Below are 19,820 nucleotides of genomic sequence, written 5' to 3'. Positions count from 1 at the left end.
CGCTTTATACTTTTTCTATCTTATATTTTTTCTATCTAAGATAGTTAAATTTAATCACTGCACTATCCCTCTACATCCTTGAAAGCTGCCATCTACCCCCCATATAGCTATACAAGTATTAATCACCTGTTTAGGTTTATGGAGTATTCATGTCTTCTAAGTTGTTCGAATCGTATTCTCTTAATTCCACATTAACTTTAGCTAACCGCTTCGCTATGGCTCCGTTAACACGCTGTATGGCTGGCCCGGATCTCGTACCTACTGAAGCCATGGCAGATTATTATGCACGCCGCGCTGATGCCGGCTTGATAATTAGCGAGGCCACCATTATTCGTGCTGATGCCCAAGGCTATCCAAATACTCCCGGGATTTTTACCGATGCACAAATTGAAGGGTGGAAAACGGTAACCGAAAAAGTGCACGCGCGAGGTGGCAAAATCTTTATGCAGCTTTGGCATGTAGGCCGCGTTGCTCATTCCTATTTCTCCGGCTTGCAGCCGGTGGCTCCAAGTGCGGTAAAGCATGAAGGTACCTTGCCGAGAATGCGTGATTTGAGCTACGAAATGCCAAAAGCGCTGAGCACAGAAGAAATCCGTGAAGTTGTCGCCGATTATGTAACCGCAGCAAAGAATGCTATGGCGGCAGGCTTCGATGGCGTTGAGATACATGGTGCAAACGGCTATTTAATTGACCAGTTCTTACATTTTGATACTAACAAACGAAACGATGAATATGGCAAAACTTCAGAGAATATGAGCCGTTTCTGCCTTGAGGTAGTTGATGCCGTGATTGCAGCTGTGGGAGCCGATCGCACAGCGTTGCGTATAACCCCAGGTGCCTACGCACACATTGAACCCGATGCTCGTGATAGAGATGTATTCGATTATCTTATTGAAGAACTCAATCAACGGGATTTAGCCTATTTACACCTAGGAATCTTCGACGATAGCCTCACTTTTGAGCATCTCGGTGGCCGTTCAAGTACGTACATTCGGGAGCGCTACAAAGGCACATTTATGAGTGTTGGCGGCCTTACACCAGAAACCGCAGAACAAGGGATTTCCGAAGATGCGTTTGATTTGGCCGCTATCGGTCGGCCATTCATAGCTAATCCAGATTTTATTACTCGAGTTCGTAATCAAGAGCCTCTCGTTGAGTATGATGCAGCCATGCTGGCTGAATTAGTTTAGCCACACAAATTAACCAAACGAAAAACAGTGAACCGGATAATTAGGGCCAGCGCTGAAAATAACCGTCCATGCAATTATTCGTAGTGTTCGTGGGCGGGTGAAAAAGCACTTTCGGCGTTGCAACAAGGTTAGATTCGGTGTTAGAATGCGCGGCCCCTGAAATCAGGGGTATTCGCTGTTTTCAGGTCGCGGAAAACAGCTCATTTATCTTCGGAGATATACGAAATGAGTACACCAAATTACGAATTCAAAGCTGAAATCCGTACGGACAAAGGTAAAGGTGCGAGCCGCCGCCTTCGTCACGAAGGAAATGTTCCAGCTATTCTTTATGGCGGAAACGCTGATGCTGTGTCGTTAACATTAGACCACGACAAAATCATCAACGCTGCTGACCATGAAGGCTTTTACAGCCACATTTTAACATTGCATATTGATGGCAAAAAGCATCAAGCAATTTTGAAAGACGTTCAGCGCCACCCGTTCAAGCCTAAGATCACACACTTAGATTTCCAACGTGTAAGCGCAAAAGAAGAACTACACACTAACTTACCTATTCACTTCATCGGCGAAGACGCTGTGAAGAAAGCAGGTGGTGTTGTTGTTCACCAGATGAACGAAATCGAAATCAGCTGCTTACCAAAAGATTTACCAGAGTATGTTGAAGTAAACGTTGAAGGTTTGGAAATCGGTGACAACATTCACCTAAGCCAAATCACTGCACCGAAAGGCGTTACTTTCATCGAACTTACTCGTGGTGAAGACCACGACCCAGTATTGGTAACTGTAAGCAAGCCGAAAGCTGAAACAGTATCTGATGATGCCCCAGAAGCACCTGCAGAGCCTGAAGAAGCTGGCGAAGACGACAAAGAGTAATTTTGCGGATACGCAATGATGTCAGCAGACATTAAACTTATCGTGGGCCTAGGGAATCCTGGCCCCGAATATACAGCAACCCGGCATAATGCCGGGTTCTGGTTTGTTGAAGCCCTAGCGCGGCAATTCAACGTAAACCTCACACCAGAATCCAAGTTCTTTGGGCACATCGCTCGGCTTGGGCCTCCTTATATGGATACTCGCCTACTCAACCCTACTACCTTTATGAATCGAAGTGGGCAAGCAGTTGGCGCAATGGCAACTTTTTTCAAAATCCTACCGGAAGAAATTCTTGTAGTGCATGATGAACTCGATTTGCCACCTGGTATTGCCAAATTTAAACAAGGTGGTGGCCATGGCGGCCATAATGGTTTGAAAGATATTGCCCGAGCATTGGCGAATCAAACTAACTTTCATCGCTTGCGCATTGGTATAGGGCATCCTGGCCATAGCTCAAAAGTAACCGGATATGTGTTGGGCAAAGCACCAAGCAATGAACAAAATTTAATGGATGATGCAATAGATGCTTCATTACGTGCAGTAGAAATAGCTATGAACGATGGCTGGGTTGCTGCAAAACAATATTTACATTCGATTAAACCTGAATAAACTCGGATATCACTCATGGGCTTTAAATGCGGAATCGTTGGTTTACCCAACGTTGGAAAATCAACACTTTTTAATGCGTTAACCAAAGCAGGCATCGATGCAGCGAACTTCCCGTTCTGCACCATTGAGCCAAACACAGGTGTGGTTTCAGTACCCGACACGCGGTTAAGCCAGCTATCGGCGATTGTTAAACCACAAAAGGTTATTCCGACAACGATGGAATTCGTTGATATTGCAGGTTTAGTTAAGGGGGCTTCGAAAGGTGAAGGCCTTGGCAATCAATTTTTAGCCAACATTCGTGAAACTGATGCGATTGGCCATGTTGTGCGTTGTTTTGAAGATGAAAACATTGTGCATGTTGCCGGCAAAGTAGATCCCCTAGAAGATATCGATACCATTAATACCGAGTTGGCGCTTGCTGATTTAGATTCCGTAGAAAAAGCCGTGTACCGTTTGAGCAAGAAAGCCAAAGGGGGCGATAAGCAGGCAAAAGATGAGGTAGCCGTACTCGAGAAGCTACTTCCAGCGCTAGCTGAAGGCCACATGGCACGTTCAGTAGATCTTAGCGACGACGATAAGAAAGTAATTCGTTCGTTCAACTTGCTCACTCTAAAGCCAACTATGTATATCTGCAACGTGGCTGAAGATGGTTTTGAAAACAACCCGCATTTAGAAACTGTTCGCAAATTAGCTGAAAACGAAAACGCAATTGTAGTGCCTGTGTGTGCGGCGATTGAATCAGAAATAGCTGAGCTTGAAGATGATGAAAAAGCTGAGTTCTTAGATTCTATGGGCCTTGAAGAGCCGGGCCTAAACCGCGTTATTCGTGCCGGCTATGAACTACTAGACCTACACACTTACTTTACCGCGGGCGTTAAAGAAGTGCGGGCATGGACAATAAAGAAACGCTCTACTGCACCGCAAGCCGCGGGCCGCATCCATACTGATTTCGAAAAAGGTTTTATTCGTGCAGAAATCGTTGGTTTTGATGATTTTATCAATAACAACGGTGAACAAGGTGCGAAAGATGCCGGTAAATGGCGTTTAGAAGGGAAAGAATATATCGTTAAAGATGGCGATGTTATTCACTTCCGCTTTAACGTGTAATCTATTCGGTTTAACTGAAAATACTGTGCCTATTGAAAAAGCCCTGCGCAGTAGTTAAACAGAAAAATCAATCAATCTTTAAGCCTCATACAAAAGGGCCTTAACATCGCGTTAAGGCCCTTTTCTGTTAAGGTTCAGAGCTTATAACTCTACTGAAAAAGTTGCTTACAAGCTCGCTAATTAGCCTAAAGCCCCACAATCTCATGATGCATTGGCGCCAACAAAGCCAGAAGCCGGTTTTGAGCTGTTACCGAAACGTTATTATCGTCCATAGCCAATTGCATAGCCTCTACAAGCGCATTGAAATCCGCACGGGTAACACCCATTCCGGTATGCGATTTCACCATGTCATCACCAGTATAAACACAAGGCCCACCCGCAAGCTCACAAATTTGTTCACTGAGCTTTTCATGCAAACGAACCATATCAACTTCAGTAAAATGATGGCGAATTCGGCGATCATCAATAGAGTTAAATAGCGTGTCCTCAACAATTTGTTCAATGCCAGCCGTACCGCCAAGTTGCTGATACAAACTATCATCGCGGGCATCAGCTTGCCCAGGAAGCAATGAAATGGTGGCGAACAATACGCTACTGATTAAAAATTTATACATAAAAAATTACCTCTTCAGCAATAATGCTTTTAAAACGATGCTTGCAGGCTCAAATAATAACCGGTTTGATTATTAGCACCGGCAATACTGCCCAAATCAACATAAGCCCCTACCAATGAAACATTTTTCGAGGGGAACCAAGCAACGAATGCCGACATTGCATCCTCTTCTTCCGCAAAACCCAAATTGTCAGGCTTTTGCCGATACTCTAAGCCCACTGCCAGCCCCCGATTTAGGAACATACCGGCTGCAGCTTCTACCTGTAGCTCTCGGCTATCATTTAAATCACCACCATAACCCAGTAAACCAAATTGATTTGCACGCGTGGCACGCACCGTAACATTGGCAAGCCAAGTTCGATTAAATGGGCCAGCAAGCCATACACGGCTCGCGGCCAGATAAGCATCCCAATCACTATCCCGTTGGGAGCCTACTGCTTCAGGTAAATCATAACGAGTATTTCGTTTATACTGCACACCGGCACTAATTTGTGGCAAATCGCCATAAATTAAATCACCGGCCACACGGTACTTTAAACCAAAGGTTTGTTGGCGTAATTCCGTACCTAGGTTTTCTAAGTTCAGAATTTGTGATGCCACTGAAACCTCTAATCGGTTACGAAACGAAAAACTAGCGGCCGTTACATCTAATCGATAATCATCCACTTGCGCTCGCGTAACCGCTACTGTTCCGCCAATCTCATCATCTTCCGTGTAACCACTAATTACCGCCCATGGCACCAAGCCACCACCGGCTGAACCTTCAACGCTTGTTGCCCCACCAGTGGCAAGCAAGCGCCCTTCTGCAGCCATGGCACTGGATGACACCGCTAGAGCTAATACTAGGCCCTGAATCATTTTCTTCTTCATCTCTTCGTTCCTAATTATTATTCTTTGTTAATCCATTGCTCGAAATCATCTACCGTTAGTGGTTTACTGAACCAATAACCTTGCAACACATCACACTGATAACTTGCCAGCAGTTTAGCCGTATCTTCATCTTCCACGCCCTCAGCAACCACCTTTAAGCCCAATTTGTGCGCCATATTGATCGTTGATTGCACTATGGTTTTATCCGTTTCTTGGCTTGCCAAATGCATGATAAAACTACGGTCAATTTTCAATTCAGTAGCTGGCATACCACGTAATTGCGCCAACGACGAGTAGCCTGTGCCGTAATCATCGATCGCTACCTGAATCCCTGCAGCACGTAATTTCGTCAGCTGCTCAATTGCTTGTTCCGGATCATTGACTACTGCACTCTCAGTTACCTCTACGGTTAGTGAAGTAGCCAACACCTGCGCATCAGCCAAAGCACTAAATATAACATCCAACAGCCCAGGCTCCGCCAAATCGGCACCTGATAGATTCACTGAAAGCCCTAACTCAGGTAATACTTTTTGCCATTTCCCGATTTGCTGCAAGCTTTCTCGCAGTACCCACTGAGTAATTGCAAATATGTGCCCCGATTGCTCTGCTAATGGGATAAATTCTGCGGGGCTTACAAAGCCTAGTTCAGGATCTTGCCAGCGAATAAGGGCTTCACAACTGAGTATCTGATGGTCGGTTTTTCGCACTTGCGGCTGATACACCAAGGTAAACTTTTCATTTTTTATGGCATCAGGTATTGCTGCCGACACTTGCAAGGTGCGCAAATAGGGCTCATCTTCACCCGTTTGATAAATATTCAGTGTCTTCTTTTGTTGTTTTGATTTATTCCGAGCAAATTGCGCTAAACGAACTAACTCGTCTCTTCCGCTGGCATGCACTGGCGCCTCTGCTAATCCAGCTGTGAGTGCCACTGAATACCGAACACCCTCCATTTCAATAGGTTGCGAGGCGGCTTTTAAAACCTTTTCTAACTCTACCGCAGCTAAATCAGTAGCCCCCTGATAAATCAGGACGAACTCGTTACCGTGGCGTCGGGCCACACTAAACTTAGGCTCGGTAAGTTCAACTAATCTGTGCGCGAAGGCTTTTAAGATGTCATCACACACACTTTGCCCAAACATATCGTTCAGATTCCGAAAGTTATCCAAATTCAATATAACCAGTGTCCAGGGTTTATTATCTTGTAAAAGAAGATCTGCATCGCGATTAAACGCACGTTGATTAGGCAAGCCAGTAAGAATATCGTGATTTGATTGAAACGAAATTTCTGCTTCGCGATCCGCGATAGCGCTTTGCATGCGATCTAACGCTTTGGCTAAAGTGCTAATTTCGTCTTTACCGCGCACAACTATTTTCTGCTTGTAGTTACCTTTAGCGATATCCCCAGCCGCTGCGGCAAGTTTGCGCAAAGGTTCTACAAAGCGCCGGCTGGCCAACAAAGTAACGAGCGCGGTGATCAAGAGCGTGAGTATCACAATCACGATCAACTGCTGCTGCAACGGCGCAAATGGTTCTTCCGCTATTTCTCTGCTCGACGTAAGAAAAACATAAACACCAGCGCGATCCGCAGTTTGCTGGCTTTCCGTATCATCCATCCCCAAAGGTAACCAAACGCCCTGCTCGTTATATGAAGCCAGCCACTCCGAAATTGCGTTGCTTTGTAGAGCTACGCCAAGCTCAGCTTGCTTTGCTTCAGTAGCGGATGAAATCACACTCGGAGCATCGGTGTAGCGCCCAGCAACAAAGTGCACAGAGGAATTGGTAAGTTCTTGAAGCTGTTGCGCTAAATCACGGTCTACCGAGAAGCCTAAAACCAGCCAAGCAAGCAAATGTGGCGCCCGAATTGGAACTAGCACAACCTGAAACAATTCTTGTTCTGCAACCAACATAGCGGCACCGGAGTTGGTATCCGCTTCCATGAAATTGCGTATTGCGTTCATTTCAGAAACAGAAATCTCGTGGCTCGCTACAATTACTTCGGTGTTCGGCTCCAATAACATAACCAAATCAGAATCTATTCGTTGGGCTTGGTTCGTAAGAGCAGAGATGATGGTGTCCTCATCTGCCGTTGCTAACGCTTGTCGGAAACCAAAATCATCAGCTAACACCAGGGCGGCTTGCCGAAGCTGGCTATCGCGATAATTAATTAACTGTGAAACCACCCTTTGGCTCACTTCCAACTCTCGTTCGGTGTGCACGTTCACGCTTTGCTGGGTAGAGATAATAATAGCAACTACAACCACCAACAAAGCAGCGCTAATACCGCCACCAACCATCATCAATAATCGAGTACGGAAGTTAATTCCCACGATTTAATCTTCTCCGAAAGCGAGATTCCAGATCCGATTCTTCTCGCACGGCTGGAGCCCGAACCGAAAATTGCGTGGGTATATTTCTCGCTATATCCTCCAAGGGAACCGGCGCAAAACCGGCCGCTGACATCCAAGGATGCCAAGCTACCCACTCTTCTGCGTTTTCAATATCAGTGGTTAGCACTATGCGCCCTTCGGCATCGCTTTGTAATGTAACTGCTCCCTCACTAACAATAATGTAACCAATCATTTCATCATGAATGTTACATCCCACCACAACTAAGCCTGAACGAGGAAAATCGAGTGTAGGTATTTCGGAATTGCCATAAAGCTCGATATCGAACGACCGAGCACTCGAAAATGAATAAACATGATGCCGAATAGAATCGCTATTTGGGAAACTCACCGAATCGCCTTTGGAAACAATCAAAACCTTCGGTAAGAACTGGCGGCTCACCTGATCCATAATGTGTTCCGTAGGCTCTTTTATTGGCCCAGATGGGTTACTTGCTGGGTTACTTGCTGGGTTAACTGTTGCATCCCCATTAGCATTTGCAATCTGAAATAGAATCACGCCCGCGAGCGGTTTTTCGTCGGCGTCGATGAAGAAAAGAGTTTCAGAAGCCAAGTTCGCATCCGCCTCATCGGCCAGAGCCTTTAAAGGTAATACGAGTGAACTAGACACTAGAACAACAAGTGCAAAGAAATAAATACGTTTATTCAAATTAATGGAATCCAAGTTTAAACACATAGTTTTTATATTTTTAATCATATTGATAGATTTAGCATGGAATAACAAGCGCTGCTCATGCAAGCAATATTGATCTAAGCGATATTAACTAATTTCATTTAAATCTCCGCTTCGATCTGCTGAATTCCCCCTAAACTCTCATCTCGCGTAAACCTTGCTTTAAGTAAGCGTTTACCTCAATACCCTACAACGCTACTGAAAACTTATCGGCACTAAAACCCATTTACTTTATATCTTTCCACCAAAGTATAGCGGAGCCAAATGGGGGCAATATTCAAGATGTGTTAAACTTCAGCTATTCACTAGCATAAAGGAACTGGGAGATTATTTTTATGGCACAAAAATTCCGAACCGAGCGGGATAGTATGGGTGAAATAGACGTTCCCGACGATGCACTTTACGGCGCACAAACCCAAAGGGCACTGAACAACTTTAAAATGAGCGGGCTTACTCTGCCTTTCGCATTTATCCGTGCGGTAGCTTTAATCAAATATTGTGCCGCTGAAGCGAATGCTCAGCTTGGCCAACTAGCCAACAACAAAGCCGACGCCATAATGCAAGCAGCTCTCGAGGTATTTGAAGGCCGCTGGCAGAATCAATTCCCAATCGATGTGTTTCAAACAGGATCCGGTACGAGCACCAATATGAATGTTAATGAGGTGCTCGCTACCCTAGCCTCACGTTCGAGTGGCTTAGAAATTCACCCCAACGATGACGTGAATCTTGGGCAAAGTAGCAATGATGTGATTCCTACAGCTATCCAACTGAGCGCAGCTCGCCGAATTCAACGCAAGCTCGTTCCTGCTATGCAAAATTTGCGGAATGTAATCGATAAAAAAGCTGATGAACTTGCTCATGTTGTAAAAACAGGGCGTACACATTTGATGGATGCTATGCCCCTTACACTAGGGCAAGAGTTGAAAACATGGAGTGCACAACTAGAGCTAGCAGAGCAGCGTTTAGAAGCGCTATTGCCACAACTTCGTGCCTTGCCGCAAGGCGGCACCGCAATTGGCACTGGTATCAACGCCCATCCAGATTTTGCTCAGGCTTTTTGCGATAGTATGAGCAACTTTACCGAACAACCTTACACGCCTGCAGAAAATAAATTTGCGGGCATTGCTGGCCAAGATATTGCCGTTGCAACTTCGGGGAGTATGGTTTCGGTGGCCACAGTAATGATGAAGATCGCCAATGATCTGCGTTGGATGAATAGTGGCCCACTCGCCGGTTTAGGCGAAATTACGCTTACCGCGCTACAACCGGGTTCCAGCATTATGCCGGGTAAGGTTAACCCGGTGATTCCAGAAGCCGTTGCTATGGCCTCAGCTCAGGTAATGGGCAATCAAACAAGTATCAGCGTTGCTGGCCAAAGTGGTAATTTTCAATTAAACGTGATGTTACCTCTTATTGCTTACAACCTACTGCAAAGTATTGAACTCATGTGGGCAAGTTCTGATGCTTTAGCCAATCAGGCAATTGCTGATTTTCAAGTAAACACCGAAAAACTAAACGAGGCGCTGAACCGTAACCCTATTCTGGTAACTGCATTGAACCCGGTGATCGGCTACAACAAAGCCGCTGAAATTGCGAAAGCCGCGTATCAACAAAATCGCCCGGTTATCGAGGTTGCGAAAGAAATGACCGACCTTAGCGAAAATGAATTAAGCGATTTATTATCGCCTCTCGAACTCACTAAAGGAGGATTGCAGTAATGGCAAATTTAAACGTTCTTATAACAGGTGCAAACCGTGGTATTGGCTTACAACTGGCGAAGCAATATTGTGCTGAAGGCGCTAAAGTATTTGCTGCGTGCCGCAAACCGAGTGATGAACTAATCACCAGTGATGCAGTTGTGATTTCCGGTATCGACGTAACCGATAGCAAAGCCGCCGATACACTGAAAAATGAGCTTGGTGGCACAAAGATTGATATCTTGATTAACAACGCGGGCATACTTACTCGCGAGAATCTAGAAAGCGCACCAGCGGCTGATATTCAACAGCAGTTCATTGTTAATGCCTTAGCACCACTGCAACTCACACTAGGTTTGCGTTCACAATTAAACACAAACGCTAAGGTAATCATGATTACCAGCCGTATGGGTTCCATGAGCGATAACGGCAGCGGCGGTTACTATGGTTACCGCATGTCGAAAGCAGCACTGAATGCGGCAGGCGTTTCTTTGGCTTGCGATTTAAAAGCGGATGGCATTGCGGTAGGCTTACTCCACCCGGGCTATGTACAAACCGATATGGTGAACAATACCGGTGATATCACGGCAGCAGAAGCAGCCGAAAGATTGCGCCAGCGTATTGCCAACTTGAATTTAGAAAATACCGGAACTTTCTGGCACAGTAATGGTGAAGTGCTTCCTTGGTAATCTAGCCGCAACTGTAGAGTTCTGGATGATCAGAACTGCTAGATTATAGCTATTGGCAAATTATGAGAACGGCCAAAGAATAAAAGCCGATAGTGCGATGCAAAATTTACTTTTGTAAGTTTTATGAAGGGCGAAATGCGCCCTTTTGTAAATATTTTGCTGCACTTTTCACCAGTTCAGTGCTTTTTTGAGCAATCAGCACAGAAATATCAGTTTTTTTCCGAAAAGGTGTTGACTGAACACGGGTGGATTCGCATAATACGCGCCGCACTGACACGTACAGTGCAAAACAGAAAGGCAAGGCTACGTAGCTCAGTTGGTTAGAGCACATCACTCATAATGATGGGGTCGCAGGTTCGAATCCCGCCGTAGCCACCAAAAAACTGATCCGCGGGAGTGGTGGAATTGGTAGACACGCTGGATTTAGGTTCCAGTGCCGCAAGGCGTGAGAGTTCGAGTCTCTCCTTCCGCACCAATCAGTTTTATGCTGTTAGATTCAGTTGGGGTATAGCCAAGTGGTAAGGCAGCGGGTTTTGATCCCGCCATTCCCAGGTTCGAATCCTGGTACCCCAGCCATCTTTCCTACGGCACTTCTCTAGTAAAATCATATTAAGCATCCCTGGTGGGGTATAGCCAAGTGGTAAGGCAGCGGGTTTTGATCCCGCCATTCCCAGGTTCGAATCCTGGTACCCCAGCCAATTTCTGATAAGTACTGAATTGCGGTGGTGGCGGAATTGGTAGACGCGCTAGCTTCAGGTGCTAGTGTCCGAAAGGATGTGAGGGTTCGAGTCCCTCTCTCCGCACCAATTCAGCGCTTATGGAAAATACCTTAGAACTTGCTACAAAGCCCTCATGCTATCTCGTTGATTATTTCGCGAATGCCGCACCCGCAAACCGCCCTACGAATTTTCGTAAAGGTTTGCTCTGCGCCATCACTGAAAACAATGATCGGCGAGCAAATTTTAGAACTGGATGCTGAGCACGGAATACCCGAGCAATAGTATCCAACCCCTGCCCCATTGCTAAATTTTCGAACTGCCGATGCTTTAAAGCGCGCTCAAGCTTAACTCTGAAATTAATATTCTCGTCAGCTAGCTGAGTGAGTAGATCGCGAACCGCTGCAACATCTCGCAAACCCAAATTTACACCTTGCCCGGCTAAAGGGTGCACACCATGAGCGGCATCACCGATAATCAAAGTACGCAGCGCGCTATTGAAATAAGCCAAAGCATGTTGATGCTTTAAGGGGAAACTCGCCGCATTTTGTAACTGAAAATCACCAATCTCCTTACTAAAACGCTCGCTTAGTTCGGCCTCAATAGCATCCTTAGGCCAACCCTTAATTACGGCTGTATCTGCGTAGAGAATTAAACAGGCCTGCTGGTTTGCTAACGGCAACAATGCATGAACTTCGTTACCTGCAAATATTTGCCATGTTTCTGGTGGTATTTCTTCGGCAAGCTTAACTGTGGCGAGTAAACAACGTTCTTGGTAACTTGATCCTGCTGTGCCAATGCCGGCTGCACTTCGCACATTCGAGTTAACGCCATCGGCGCCAATTAAATATTGATACGCAATTTCAGCGCCAGAAGATGTTACAACATACCCTGCTGATTTTTCAGGCTGTTCACTTTCACCAACACCGTTTTTAATTTGTACTTGCGGTTTTGCCGCCACAATAGATGTGAAGCCCTCTGTTCGATAATCAACCAAAGCGTGGGTTCGCAAACGTTCAGTAAGTACCGATTGCAATGCTTTATTTTCAACCATATAGCCCAAAGGCTGTGAAGTTTCGCTAGCAAAGCTAAGCCATTCACTCCCTTGCTCACGTACGGCTAGTTGCATAAAAGGCTGCGCTCGTAATGCTTGTACTTGTGGCCAAACACCTAAACTCTCCAGCAAGGCAATGTTATCGGCGGTGATAGCTGAAATCCTAAGATCGTAAGCACTATTGATAGCAAACTCGGTTTCTGGGTAAGGCTCTAGCACAACTACTCTCCGGCCTGATTCGGCGATGGCTAATGCCATTGCACCACCCACCATGCCACCACCCACAACAACCCAAGGTAAACTTACATTTTCAGATTTAGTTGCCATTTCATTCACAGCTATCACTCTCTTTTTTACGTTCGCTCATAGCATTCTAATGCCAAACACACCCACTAAGGCTACCATAAATTAGGCCACAACGACCGCGGCGCCAACAAATTAGACACTAATTTTAACGGGAAACATTTAGTCTCATGTTATGATACGTTCCAAAGCTCAATGATCTATCACCGAGGTGTTTCTGAATCCGGTAATTCTCGCTTCCGCGCTCTTATTATTCGCCGAATTATGTTTCGCAGGCACAAGCGCTATGGTTAAACACCTCACCCCCGATGTACCCTTCTTTCATTTGGTATTTTTCCGTAATTTTTTTGCTTTCTTAATCTTAATCCCTTGGCTCATTCGAAAACGCCACAGCGCCTTTAAAACCTCGCAGTTACGATTACATGTGTTTCGTGGCATCGCTGGCGTGAGTGCAATGTATTTATTCTTTCTCGTGATTTCACAAGTACCTTTAGCAAAAGCCACTTTAGTGCTACTGATGGCTCCGTTCTTTATTCCTATTATTAGTTTCATTTGGCTTCGTGAACGCATTTCCAATCGCCTTTGGTTCGCGATTGGCCTTGGGTTCTTTGGTGTTTTAATCTTTTTAAATCCATTTACCAGCCCTTTCCCTGCCATTATGTTTCTGGCTGTGTTGGCAGCTGCGCTTGCAGCGGCAACAAAAACCATCATTCGGCAAATGGCTAGCACCGAATCGCCGAGTAAAATCGTATTTTATTTTTCCTTTTTCGCCACGGTAATGACGGCCATTCCTGTTCTCCTCAATTGGCAAACACTAAGCCTAGAACTCTGGCTTGGGGTTGCCCTTATGGGCTTCTTCGCGGTACTTGGACAACTTACTATGACCCGAGCATTTAGTATTGCACCCCCCTCCCAGGTAGGCGTTTTTACCTACAGTTCGGTACTATTCGCCGGCTTAATCGGATATTTAGTGTGGGGCGAGGCATTTACCTTGAACATGTTTTTAGGCTCATTGGTGATCATTGCAGCGGGTTATGCCGCAATCCGGCATGGTGGCAGATCGAGCGCAGTTGCCAGTAGAGAATCCCGCTAAAATTCAATGGCTATCTAGCAACCGAGGTAGCGTACGAATTGCGAACAAGGTAGAATACGCTCCCTTTTGTACAAGCGGTGGAATGAAAACAAGGTTATGAGTAAAAAGGTCTATATCAAAACCTGGGGTTGCCAAATGAACGAGTATGATTCCGGCAAAATGGCGGATCTACTGCATGCACACCTCGGTTACGAGCCAACAGCTGAAGCTGAAGATGCTGATTTAATTCTTCTAAACACCTGCTCAATTCGCGAAAAAGCGCAAGAAAAGGTATTTCATCAGCTCGGCCGCTGGAAATTACTCAAACAAGATAAACCCGATTTAGTGATCGGCGTTGGTGGTTGCGTTGCTTCCCAAGAGGGTGCCGCGATTCGTGCCCGTGCGCCCTTCGTTGATTTGGTTTTTGGCCCACAAACGCTTCACCGCTTGCCGGCCATGTTGAAAGAACTGAGCGAAGGTAGCGGCTCGGTAATTGATATTTCATTTCCCGAAATCGAGAAATTCGATCGCCTACCTGATCCTATTGCCGAAGGCCCAACCGCTTTCGTATCGATCATGGAAGGCTGTAGTAAGTATTGTACGTTCTGCGTAGTACCCTACACACGCGGCGAAGAAGTGAGCCGCCCGGTAGATGACGTGTTATACGAAATTGCGCAACTCGCTGAACAAGGTGTTCGAGAAGTTAATTTACTCGGGCAAAACGTGAATGCATTTCGCGGCCCCCATCACGATGGTGATATTTGTACGTTCGCTGAATTATTGCATTTAATTGCTGCTATTGATGGCATTGACAGAATTCGCTACACCACATCTCATCCGGTAGAATTTACCGACGATATCATTGCTGCCTATGAAACTATCCCAGAGCTGGTTAATCATTTGCATTTGCCTGTACAAAGCGGTTCTGATCGAGTGCTGGCGTTAATGAAACGTGGCCACACGGCGATTGAATATAAATCACAGATTCGTAAATTGAAGAAAGTACGCCCTAATATGGCGATGTCTTCTGATTTTATTATTGGCTTTCCCGGTGAAACCGATGCGGATTTCGAAGCAACTATGGATTTAATTCAAGCGATCGATTTCGATTTAAGTTTCAGTTTTATTTATAGCGCTCGGCCCGGAACGCCGGCGGCGGATTTGCCAGACGACGTAACTGAACAAACTAAGAAAGATCGTTTGCAATTATTACAGCAACGCATTAATCAACAAGCACAACGGCATGCGCGGCAAATGCTCAACACTGAGCAACGCATTCTGGTAATCGGCCCATCGAAGAAGAATCCAATGGAACTGAGTGGCCGTACTGAGAATAACAGGGTTGTAAATTTTGAGGGCCGCCCTGATATGATTGGTAAGTTTGTGGATGTTTTAATTACTGAAGCATTACCAAACTCACTACGCGGCGATTTAATTCGAGAAGAGCACGAAATGGGCTTGCGCATTGATACTGCGCCACAAGCAATTTTGGCGCGGAACCCGGAAGCTGCCGATGAATTAGGTGTTGCTCATTTTAATCCAGTTTCACCTACAAGCTAATTATTAAAGACATTGAGAGGATTGGTTGAGTAATTCTGTTGAGAGTGTAGATTTATATCTTGAACCTGCTGATAGCCAGCGTTTAGCTGGTTTATGTGGTCCGTTTAACGATAACATTCAGCACATTGAGCGGCGATTGGGCGTTGAAGTTGTGCAAAACAATAACCACTTTCGGATTATTGGTGAGCCTGCGGCTTTGCGCGCCACGCAAGAGATTCTCAAAAACCTATATATTGAAACGGCACCAGTGCGTGGCCAACAAAAAGCGGTTGACCCTAATCAAGTGCACCTGGCGATTCAAGAGAGTAACGCGTTAGAGCAAGACGAGGGGCCGGAAGACGACCCCATGACGCTGATTAAAACTAAACGCGGGCTGGTTAAACCACGCAATAAAAATCAGCAGGGCTACGTGCGCGCGATCGTTACTAACGACATCAATTTTGGTGTTGGCCCTGCCGGCACCGGGAAAACGTATTTAGCGGTGGCTGCCGCAGTTGATGCGCTAGAACGCCAAGAAGTGCGCCGCATTCTGCTTACTCGACCAGCGGTTGAGGCCGGTGAAAAACTTGGCTTTTTACCGGGTGATTTAGCGCAAAAAGTAGATCCTTACCTACGTCCTCTCTACGATGCTCTGTTTGAAATGTTGGGATTTGAAAAGGTTGAGAAACTCTTGGAGCGCAACATTATTGAGATCGCCCCGCTTGCCTACATGCGTGGCCGTACCCTGAATGACGCCTTCATTATTCTTGATGAAAGCCAAAACACCACACCCGAGCAAATGAAGATGTTTTTAACGCGCATCGGTTTTAACTCGCGGGCGGTAATTACCGGCGATATTACTCAGATTGATTTACCTCGTGGTCAAAAATCAGGCCTGAGGCAGGCCATTGAAGTACTCAATGATATTGATGGCATTAGTTTTACCTTCTTTAACGCCAAAGACGTTGTGCGCCATCCGGTAGTGCAGCGCGTTGTAGTAGCTTATGAAAAGTTTGAGCTCGCCAGTAAAGCTGAAGAAGAACGAAAAGCGAATGAATATCGTAAAGCGGCTGCCGAAAAGCGGGATAGCGCAAAAGTTGTGGCCAGCAGCACCGGCGCAGGCGAGCAATAGACATGAGTTTTCATATTGATATCCAACGAGCAGTAGAGACACCAAACCAGCCCCCAGATGCCGAAATCATTCAGTGGGCGAGTGCTGTGTTGCATCATCACGAGTTAGAAACTGCTGAGATGACAATTCGAATTAGTGACGCGGATGAAGTACAAACATTGAACCGTGAATACCGGGGCAAAGATAAACCCACCAATGTTTTATCTTTTCCATTTGGTGAAGCCTTACCCGATGGCATACAGCTAGACGTGCCGTTATTAGGTGATATTATTATCTGCGAACCGGTGTTACAGGCGGAAGCAACGGCACAAAACATTGCATTTCAACACCACTTTGCGCATCTTGTTGTTCATGGCACCTTGCATCTGCTAGGTTATGACCATATAGAAGCAGCAGAAGCGGATGAGATGGAAAGTTTAGAAGCGCGCATCTTAGCGCAATTTTCCATTCCTGATCCGTATCTTAATGAACAATCGGCGCCAGCGCCTGTTAATCACTCGAGGAGCGAGTAAACATCGATGAACGATGACAAACCCCACCCAGGGAACGGTTCACCGCGTAAAACCTGGGCTCAAAAACTACTTCAGGCTTTTAACGGTGAGCCTACCAGCAGAGAAGAGCTGGTGGATATGATTCAGGACGCGGAGAATCGCGATCTGATCGATTTAGATACAAAAGAAATGATAGAGGGTGTGCTTGATGTAGCTGAACTTAAAGTTCGCGATATCATGATTCCTCGCTCACAAATGGTAACCATTGATAAAAACCAAAGTGTGGAAGAGTTTCTACCTACGGTTATTCAAACTCAGCACTCTCGTTACCCGGTAGTGAGTGAAAATAAAGACCATATTGAAGGTGTGTTACTGGCTAAAGATTTGCTCAGTTACGGCTTCAACATGGTTGATGAACCTTTCTCGTTGGCGCAAGTAATGCGCCCTGCCGTAATTGTTCCAGAGAGCAAACGCGTTGATGCCCTACTCAAAGAGTTCCGCTCAAAACGCTACCATATGGCCATTGTTGTAGATGAATATGGTGGTGTATCGGGCCTAGTAACCATTGAAGATATCCTAGAAGAAATTGTTGGCGAAATCGAAGATGAAACCGACGATGAGGATTCAAGTAGCGATATTCGTCGGATCAATAACTCTCGCTTCGCCGTTAAAGCCTTAACCACTATCGAAGATTTTAACGAATTCTTTCATACAGAGTTTGCCGATGATGAATACGATACCATTGGTGGTTTAGTGGCGCACAATTTTGGCCATTTACCGGAAATTGGCGAAGCAACAGTGATTGGCGAATTAACCTTTAAAGTAACGGCTGCCGATCGCCGCCGCATCCAACAACTACAGGTTTCTTTACCGGCAGAAGCTTAAGGTAATTGCGCGATGGAGATTGGCCTAAGATGTTACAGGGTGTAAGTGCTTGGTTTCTTCAAGTATTGCAAAATAAGCCGTTTCTTACTCACAGTAAGTGGCGCAACAGCCTTATGCTTTTGGCAGGCGGCGCCATGGTATTCGCCTACGCGCCCTTTCAACAAGGTTGGCTTGTTCCACTCTTACTCGCATTTTGGTTGTTGGGTTTGGTGCGCAGCCAAACCGCGAAAGAAGCTACATTAACTAGCTATTGCTTTGGTGTCGGTTGGTTTGTTACCGGAGTGAGCTGGGTTTTCGTAAGCATTGATCAGTTTGGCGGTTTACCGCTTATCTTTTCGATTTTATTGATGCTTTTGCTGTGTTTGTATCTCGCCCTATTCCCTGCCCTAGCGGGTTGGCTTTGGTTTCGCAGCCGCAAGTTCGCATCCGGTTACAGCCTGCTTTTACTGCCTATCATCTGGCTTATTACCGAATTTCTGCGCGGCTGGTTCCTCACTGGCTTTCCTTGGTTAAGTTTAGGTTACTCGCAAACCACCTTAACGCTGGGCAATTTAGCACCTTATATCGGTGAGATTGGGATTAGCTTACTGCTCATGGTTATCGCCATTAGCTTAGCATTAACAATTTTACGAAAACGCTTAGAGTGGCTTTTTGTACCTGTAATTATTTTTTCACTTGCTTGGTTTGCGCCTAGGTTTAGTACCATTCAGCCTAGCGGTGAAACCATCACTGTGGCACTCGTTCAGGGCAATGTAGAGCAAGAGCTTAAATGGAACCCTGAGCAGCAATGGCCAAACCTACAAACTTATTTAGCGTTAACCGAAGGCTATTACGATCACGATTTAATCGTTTGGCCAGAATCTGCCATTACGTACATTGAGCCCCACGCACAACAGCAATTAGCTGCACTTGACCAACGGTTACTCGCGGAAGAAACCACTCTTATTAGCGGAATTATTGATCTAGATCGGCGCACCAATGACTTCTATAACTCTATGATTGTAATGGGTGAACAATCCGGTGGTTCTTGGTTCTATCGCCACGATAATCGATACCGGAAGCATCACCTTTTACCCATTGGTGAGTTTGTGCCCTTTGAATCGATATTGCGCCCAATTGCGCCGCTGTTTAATTTGCCCATGTCGTCGTTTAGCCGTGGCGAATCTATTCAGCCAAACCTTGATGCAAACGGCTTTACTATTGCGGCAAACATCTGTTTTGAAGTGGCCTTTAGTCGGCAAATAAGAGCAAACTTTCAAACCGATACTCAGTTGTTGTTAACCATAAGTAATGATTCATGGTTCGGTGATTCTCACGGCCCGCATCAACACTTAGAAATTGCCCGTATGCGCGCACGTGAATTGGGCCGGCCAATGTTACGGGCAACCAACAACGGGATTACGGGCGTGTTTGATGAACAAGGTAATACAGTAGTGCGCTTGCCGCAATTTACAGCCGATGTAGCCAGCACTCGGGTTGTTTTGGTAGAGGGCACTACCCTGTTTGCACGTTTTGGTGAACTTCCGGCTTGGCTTTTAGCGATATTAGTTGCCTTGCCTGGTCTACGGTGGCAAAAAGGTGTAAAAGCTCGTCAGAAAACGTGATATCGAACATAGTCAACCTAATCGAAAAACTATACACTTAAGGGCTATATTAGCCCTTTGGTCTATCATCAAAAGGAAAACGTTATGGGCAATTTAATTGATGCCATTTTATTTACTGTTTTAGTTGCTTCTGCCGGCCTTGGTGTCGCAAGCCTGATTGTGGGTTGTTTACCAGCAGCCGCTGAACTCGATAATGAAGCGAAAGCGCGTGGCCGGATCGAAGCCTTCTTTTTTGGCGTTAGCGGTATCGTGATTGCGTTAGTGATGTGGTTAGCGATGATTTTTAATTCCTAAA

General features: G+C 45.7%; 18 protein-coding genes and 5 tRNA genes. 18 read left to right on the top strand and 5 right to left on the bottom strand.

Going from position 1 to position 19,820, the window contains the following annotated elements:
- Window positions 1–149 precede the first annotated feature (149 nt).
- From CWE08_RS06455 to ychF, 4 genes are all read left to right on the top strand, one after another.
- Complete coding sequence (locus CWE08_RS06455; RefSeq protein ID WP_126766880.1) at window positions 150–1,190, top strand: alkene reductase; 1,041 nt, start codon at window positions 150–152, stop codon at window positions 1,188–1,190.
- Between the two features lie 225 nt (window positions 1,191–1,415).
- Entirely contained in the window at window positions 1,416–2,063 is a 648-nt protein-coding gene (locus tag CWE08_RS06450; RefSeq protein ID WP_126766878.1) for a 50S ribosomal protein L25/general stress protein Ctc, read from the top strand.
- 18 nt (window positions 2,064–2,081) lie between these two features.
- Entirely contained in the window at window positions 2,082–2,672 is a 591-nt protein-coding gene (pth, locus tag CWE08_RS06445) for an aminoacyl-tRNA hydrolase (RefSeq protein WP_198677102.1), read from the top strand.
- A gap of 15 nt (window positions 2,673–2,687) precedes the next feature.
- Complete coding sequence (gene ychF, locus CWE08_RS06440; protein ID WP_126766874.1) at window positions 2,688–3,779, top strand: redox-regulated ATPase YchF; 1,092 nt, start codon at window positions 2,688–2,690, stop codon at window positions 3,777–3,779.
- A 185-nt stretch (window positions 3,780–3,964) separates the two neighbouring features.
- Here the strand turns inward: ychF and CWE08_RS06435 are convergent, their stop codons facing one another.
- From CWE08_RS06435 to CWE08_RS06420, 4 genes are read right to left on the bottom strand one after another with little or no spacing between them, the layout of a single operon-like run.
- Window positions 3,965–4,393: a group I truncated hemoglobin gene (locus tag CWE08_RS06435; protein ID WP_126766872.1), complete on the bottom strand. Its 429-nt coding sequence runs from the start codon at window positions 4,391–4,393 to the stop codon at window positions 3,965–3,967.
- A 29-nt stretch (window positions 4,394–4,422) separates the two neighbouring features.
- Window positions 4,423–5,262, bottom strand: a complete 840-nt coding sequence (locus tag CWE08_RS06430) for a DUF3034 family protein (RefSeq protein ID WP_126766870.1) — start codon at window positions 5,260–5,262, stop codon at window positions 4,423–4,425.
- Window positions 5,263–5,279: 17 nt separating this feature from the next.
- A complete protein-coding gene (locus tag CWE08_RS06425; protein WP_126766868.1) occupies window positions 5,280–7,592 on the bottom strand; it encodes a putative bifunctional diguanylate cyclase/phosphodiesterase in 2,313 nt (770 codons plus the stop codon).
- Window positions 7,582–8,319: a methylamine utilization protein gene (locus tag CWE08_RS06420; protein WP_126766866.1), complete on the bottom strand. Its 738-nt coding sequence runs from the start codon at window positions 8,317–8,319 to the stop codon at window positions 7,582–7,584. Before CWE08_RS06420 ends, CWE08_RS06425 begins: the two co-directional genes overlap by 11 nt.
- 359 nt (window positions 8,320–8,678) lie before the next feature.
- Here CWE08_RS06420 and CWE08_RS06415 point away from each other — a divergent pair, with 359 nt between their 5' ends.
- From CWE08_RS06415 to CWE08_RS06385, 7 genes are all read left to right on the top strand, one after another.
- Window positions 8,679–10,061: a class II fumarate hydratase gene (locus tag CWE08_RS06415; RefSeq protein WP_126766864.1), complete on the top strand. Its 1,383-nt coding sequence runs from the start codon at window positions 8,679–8,681 to the stop codon at window positions 10,059–10,061.
- Window positions 10,061–10,729, top strand: a complete 669-nt coding sequence (locus CWE08_RS06410) for an SDR family oxidoreductase (protein ID WP_126766862.1) — start codon at window positions 10,061–10,063, stop codon at window positions 10,727–10,729. The genes CWE08_RS06415 and CWE08_RS06410 overlap by 1 nt, the downstream gene beginning before the upstream one ends.
- Before the next feature lie 301 nt (window positions 10,730–11,030).
- Window positions 11,031–11,107 (top strand) — tRNA-Met (locus CWE08_RS06405).
- A gap of 12 nt (window positions 11,108–11,119) precedes the next feature.
- Window positions 11,120–11,204, top strand: a tRNA-Leu gene (locus CWE08_RS06400).
- Between the two features lie 26 nt (window positions 11,205–11,230).
- Window positions 11,231–11,305, top strand: a tRNA-Gln gene (locus CWE08_RS06395).
- Between the two features lie 47 nt (window positions 11,306–11,352).
- A tRNA-Gln gene (locus tag CWE08_RS06390) sits at window positions 11,353–11,427 on the top strand.
- 21 nt (window positions 11,428–11,448) lie between these two features.
- Window positions 11,449–11,535 (top strand) — tRNA-Leu (locus CWE08_RS06385).
- Between the two features lie 61 nt (window positions 11,536–11,596).
- Here the strand turns inward: CWE08_RS06385 and CWE08_RS06380 are convergent.
- On the bottom strand, window positions 11,597–12,826 hold the full coding sequence (locus CWE08_RS06380; RefSeq protein WP_126766860.1) for an FAD-dependent monooxygenase: 1,230 nt from the start codon (window positions 12,824–12,826) through the stop codon (window positions 11,597–11,599).
- Window positions 12,827–13,013: 187 nt separating this feature from the next.
- Here CWE08_RS06380 and CWE08_RS06375 point away from each other — a divergent pair, with 187 nt between their 5' ends.
- The 7 genes from CWE08_RS06375 (at window position 13,014) to CWE08_RS06345 (ending at window position 19,819) form a co-directional block, all read left to right on the top strand.
- Entirely contained in the window at window positions 13,014–13,895 is an 882-nt protein-coding gene (locus CWE08_RS06375; RefSeq protein ID WP_275540781.1) for a DMT family transporter, read from the top strand.
- A 96-nt stretch (window positions 13,896–13,991) separates the two neighbouring features.
- Complete coding sequence (gene miaB / locus CWE08_RS06370; RefSeq protein ID WP_126766856.1) at window positions 13,992–15,434, top strand: tRNA (N6-isopentenyl adenosine(37)-C2)-methylthiotransferase MiaB; 1,443 nt, start codon at window positions 13,992–13,994, stop codon at window positions 15,432–15,434.
- Window positions 15,435–15,459: 25 nt separating this feature from the next.
- Window positions 15,460–16,545, top strand: a complete 1,086-nt coding sequence (locus tag CWE08_RS06365) for a PhoH family protein (RefSeq protein WP_126766854.1) — start codon at window positions 15,460–15,462, stop codon at window positions 16,543–16,545.
- Window positions 16,546–16,547: 2 nt separating this feature from the next.
- Entirely contained in the window at window positions 16,548–17,057 is a 510-nt protein-coding gene (gene ybeY, locus CWE08_RS06360; RefSeq protein WP_126766852.1) for an rRNA maturation RNase YbeY, read from the top strand.
- A 6-nt stretch (window positions 17,058–17,063) separates the two neighbouring features.
- A complete protein-coding gene (corC, locus tag CWE08_RS06355) occupies window positions 17,064–17,921 on the top strand; it encodes a CNNM family magnesium/cobalt transport protein CorC (RefSeq protein ID WP_126766850.1) in 858 nt (285 codons plus the stop codon).
- A gap of 29 nt (window positions 17,922–17,950) precedes the next feature.
- On the top strand, window positions 17,951–19,525 hold the full coding sequence (gene lnt / locus CWE08_RS06350) for an apolipoprotein N-acyltransferase (protein ID WP_126766848.1): 1,575 nt from the start codon (window positions 17,951–17,953) through the stop codon (window positions 19,523–19,525).
- An 84-nt stretch (window positions 19,526–19,609) separates the two neighbouring features.
- The gene (locus tag CWE08_RS06345) at window positions 19,610–19,819 is read left to right on the top strand and encodes a hypothetical protein (protein ID WP_126766846.1); all 210 of its coding nucleotides are present in this window, start codon (window positions 19,610–19,612) and stop codon (window positions 19,817–19,819) included.
- Window position 19,820 lies beyond the last annotated feature (1 nt).

Source organism: Aliidiomarina iranensis, assembly GCF_003987135.1.
Classification (GTDB): Bacteria; Pseudomonadota; Gammaproteobacteria; order Enterobacterales; family Alteromonadaceae; genus Aliidiomarina; species Aliidiomarina iranensis.
The sequence above is the reverse complement of the archived record's forward strand: the minus strand, read 5'-3'. Positions and strand labels throughout refer to the sequence as shown.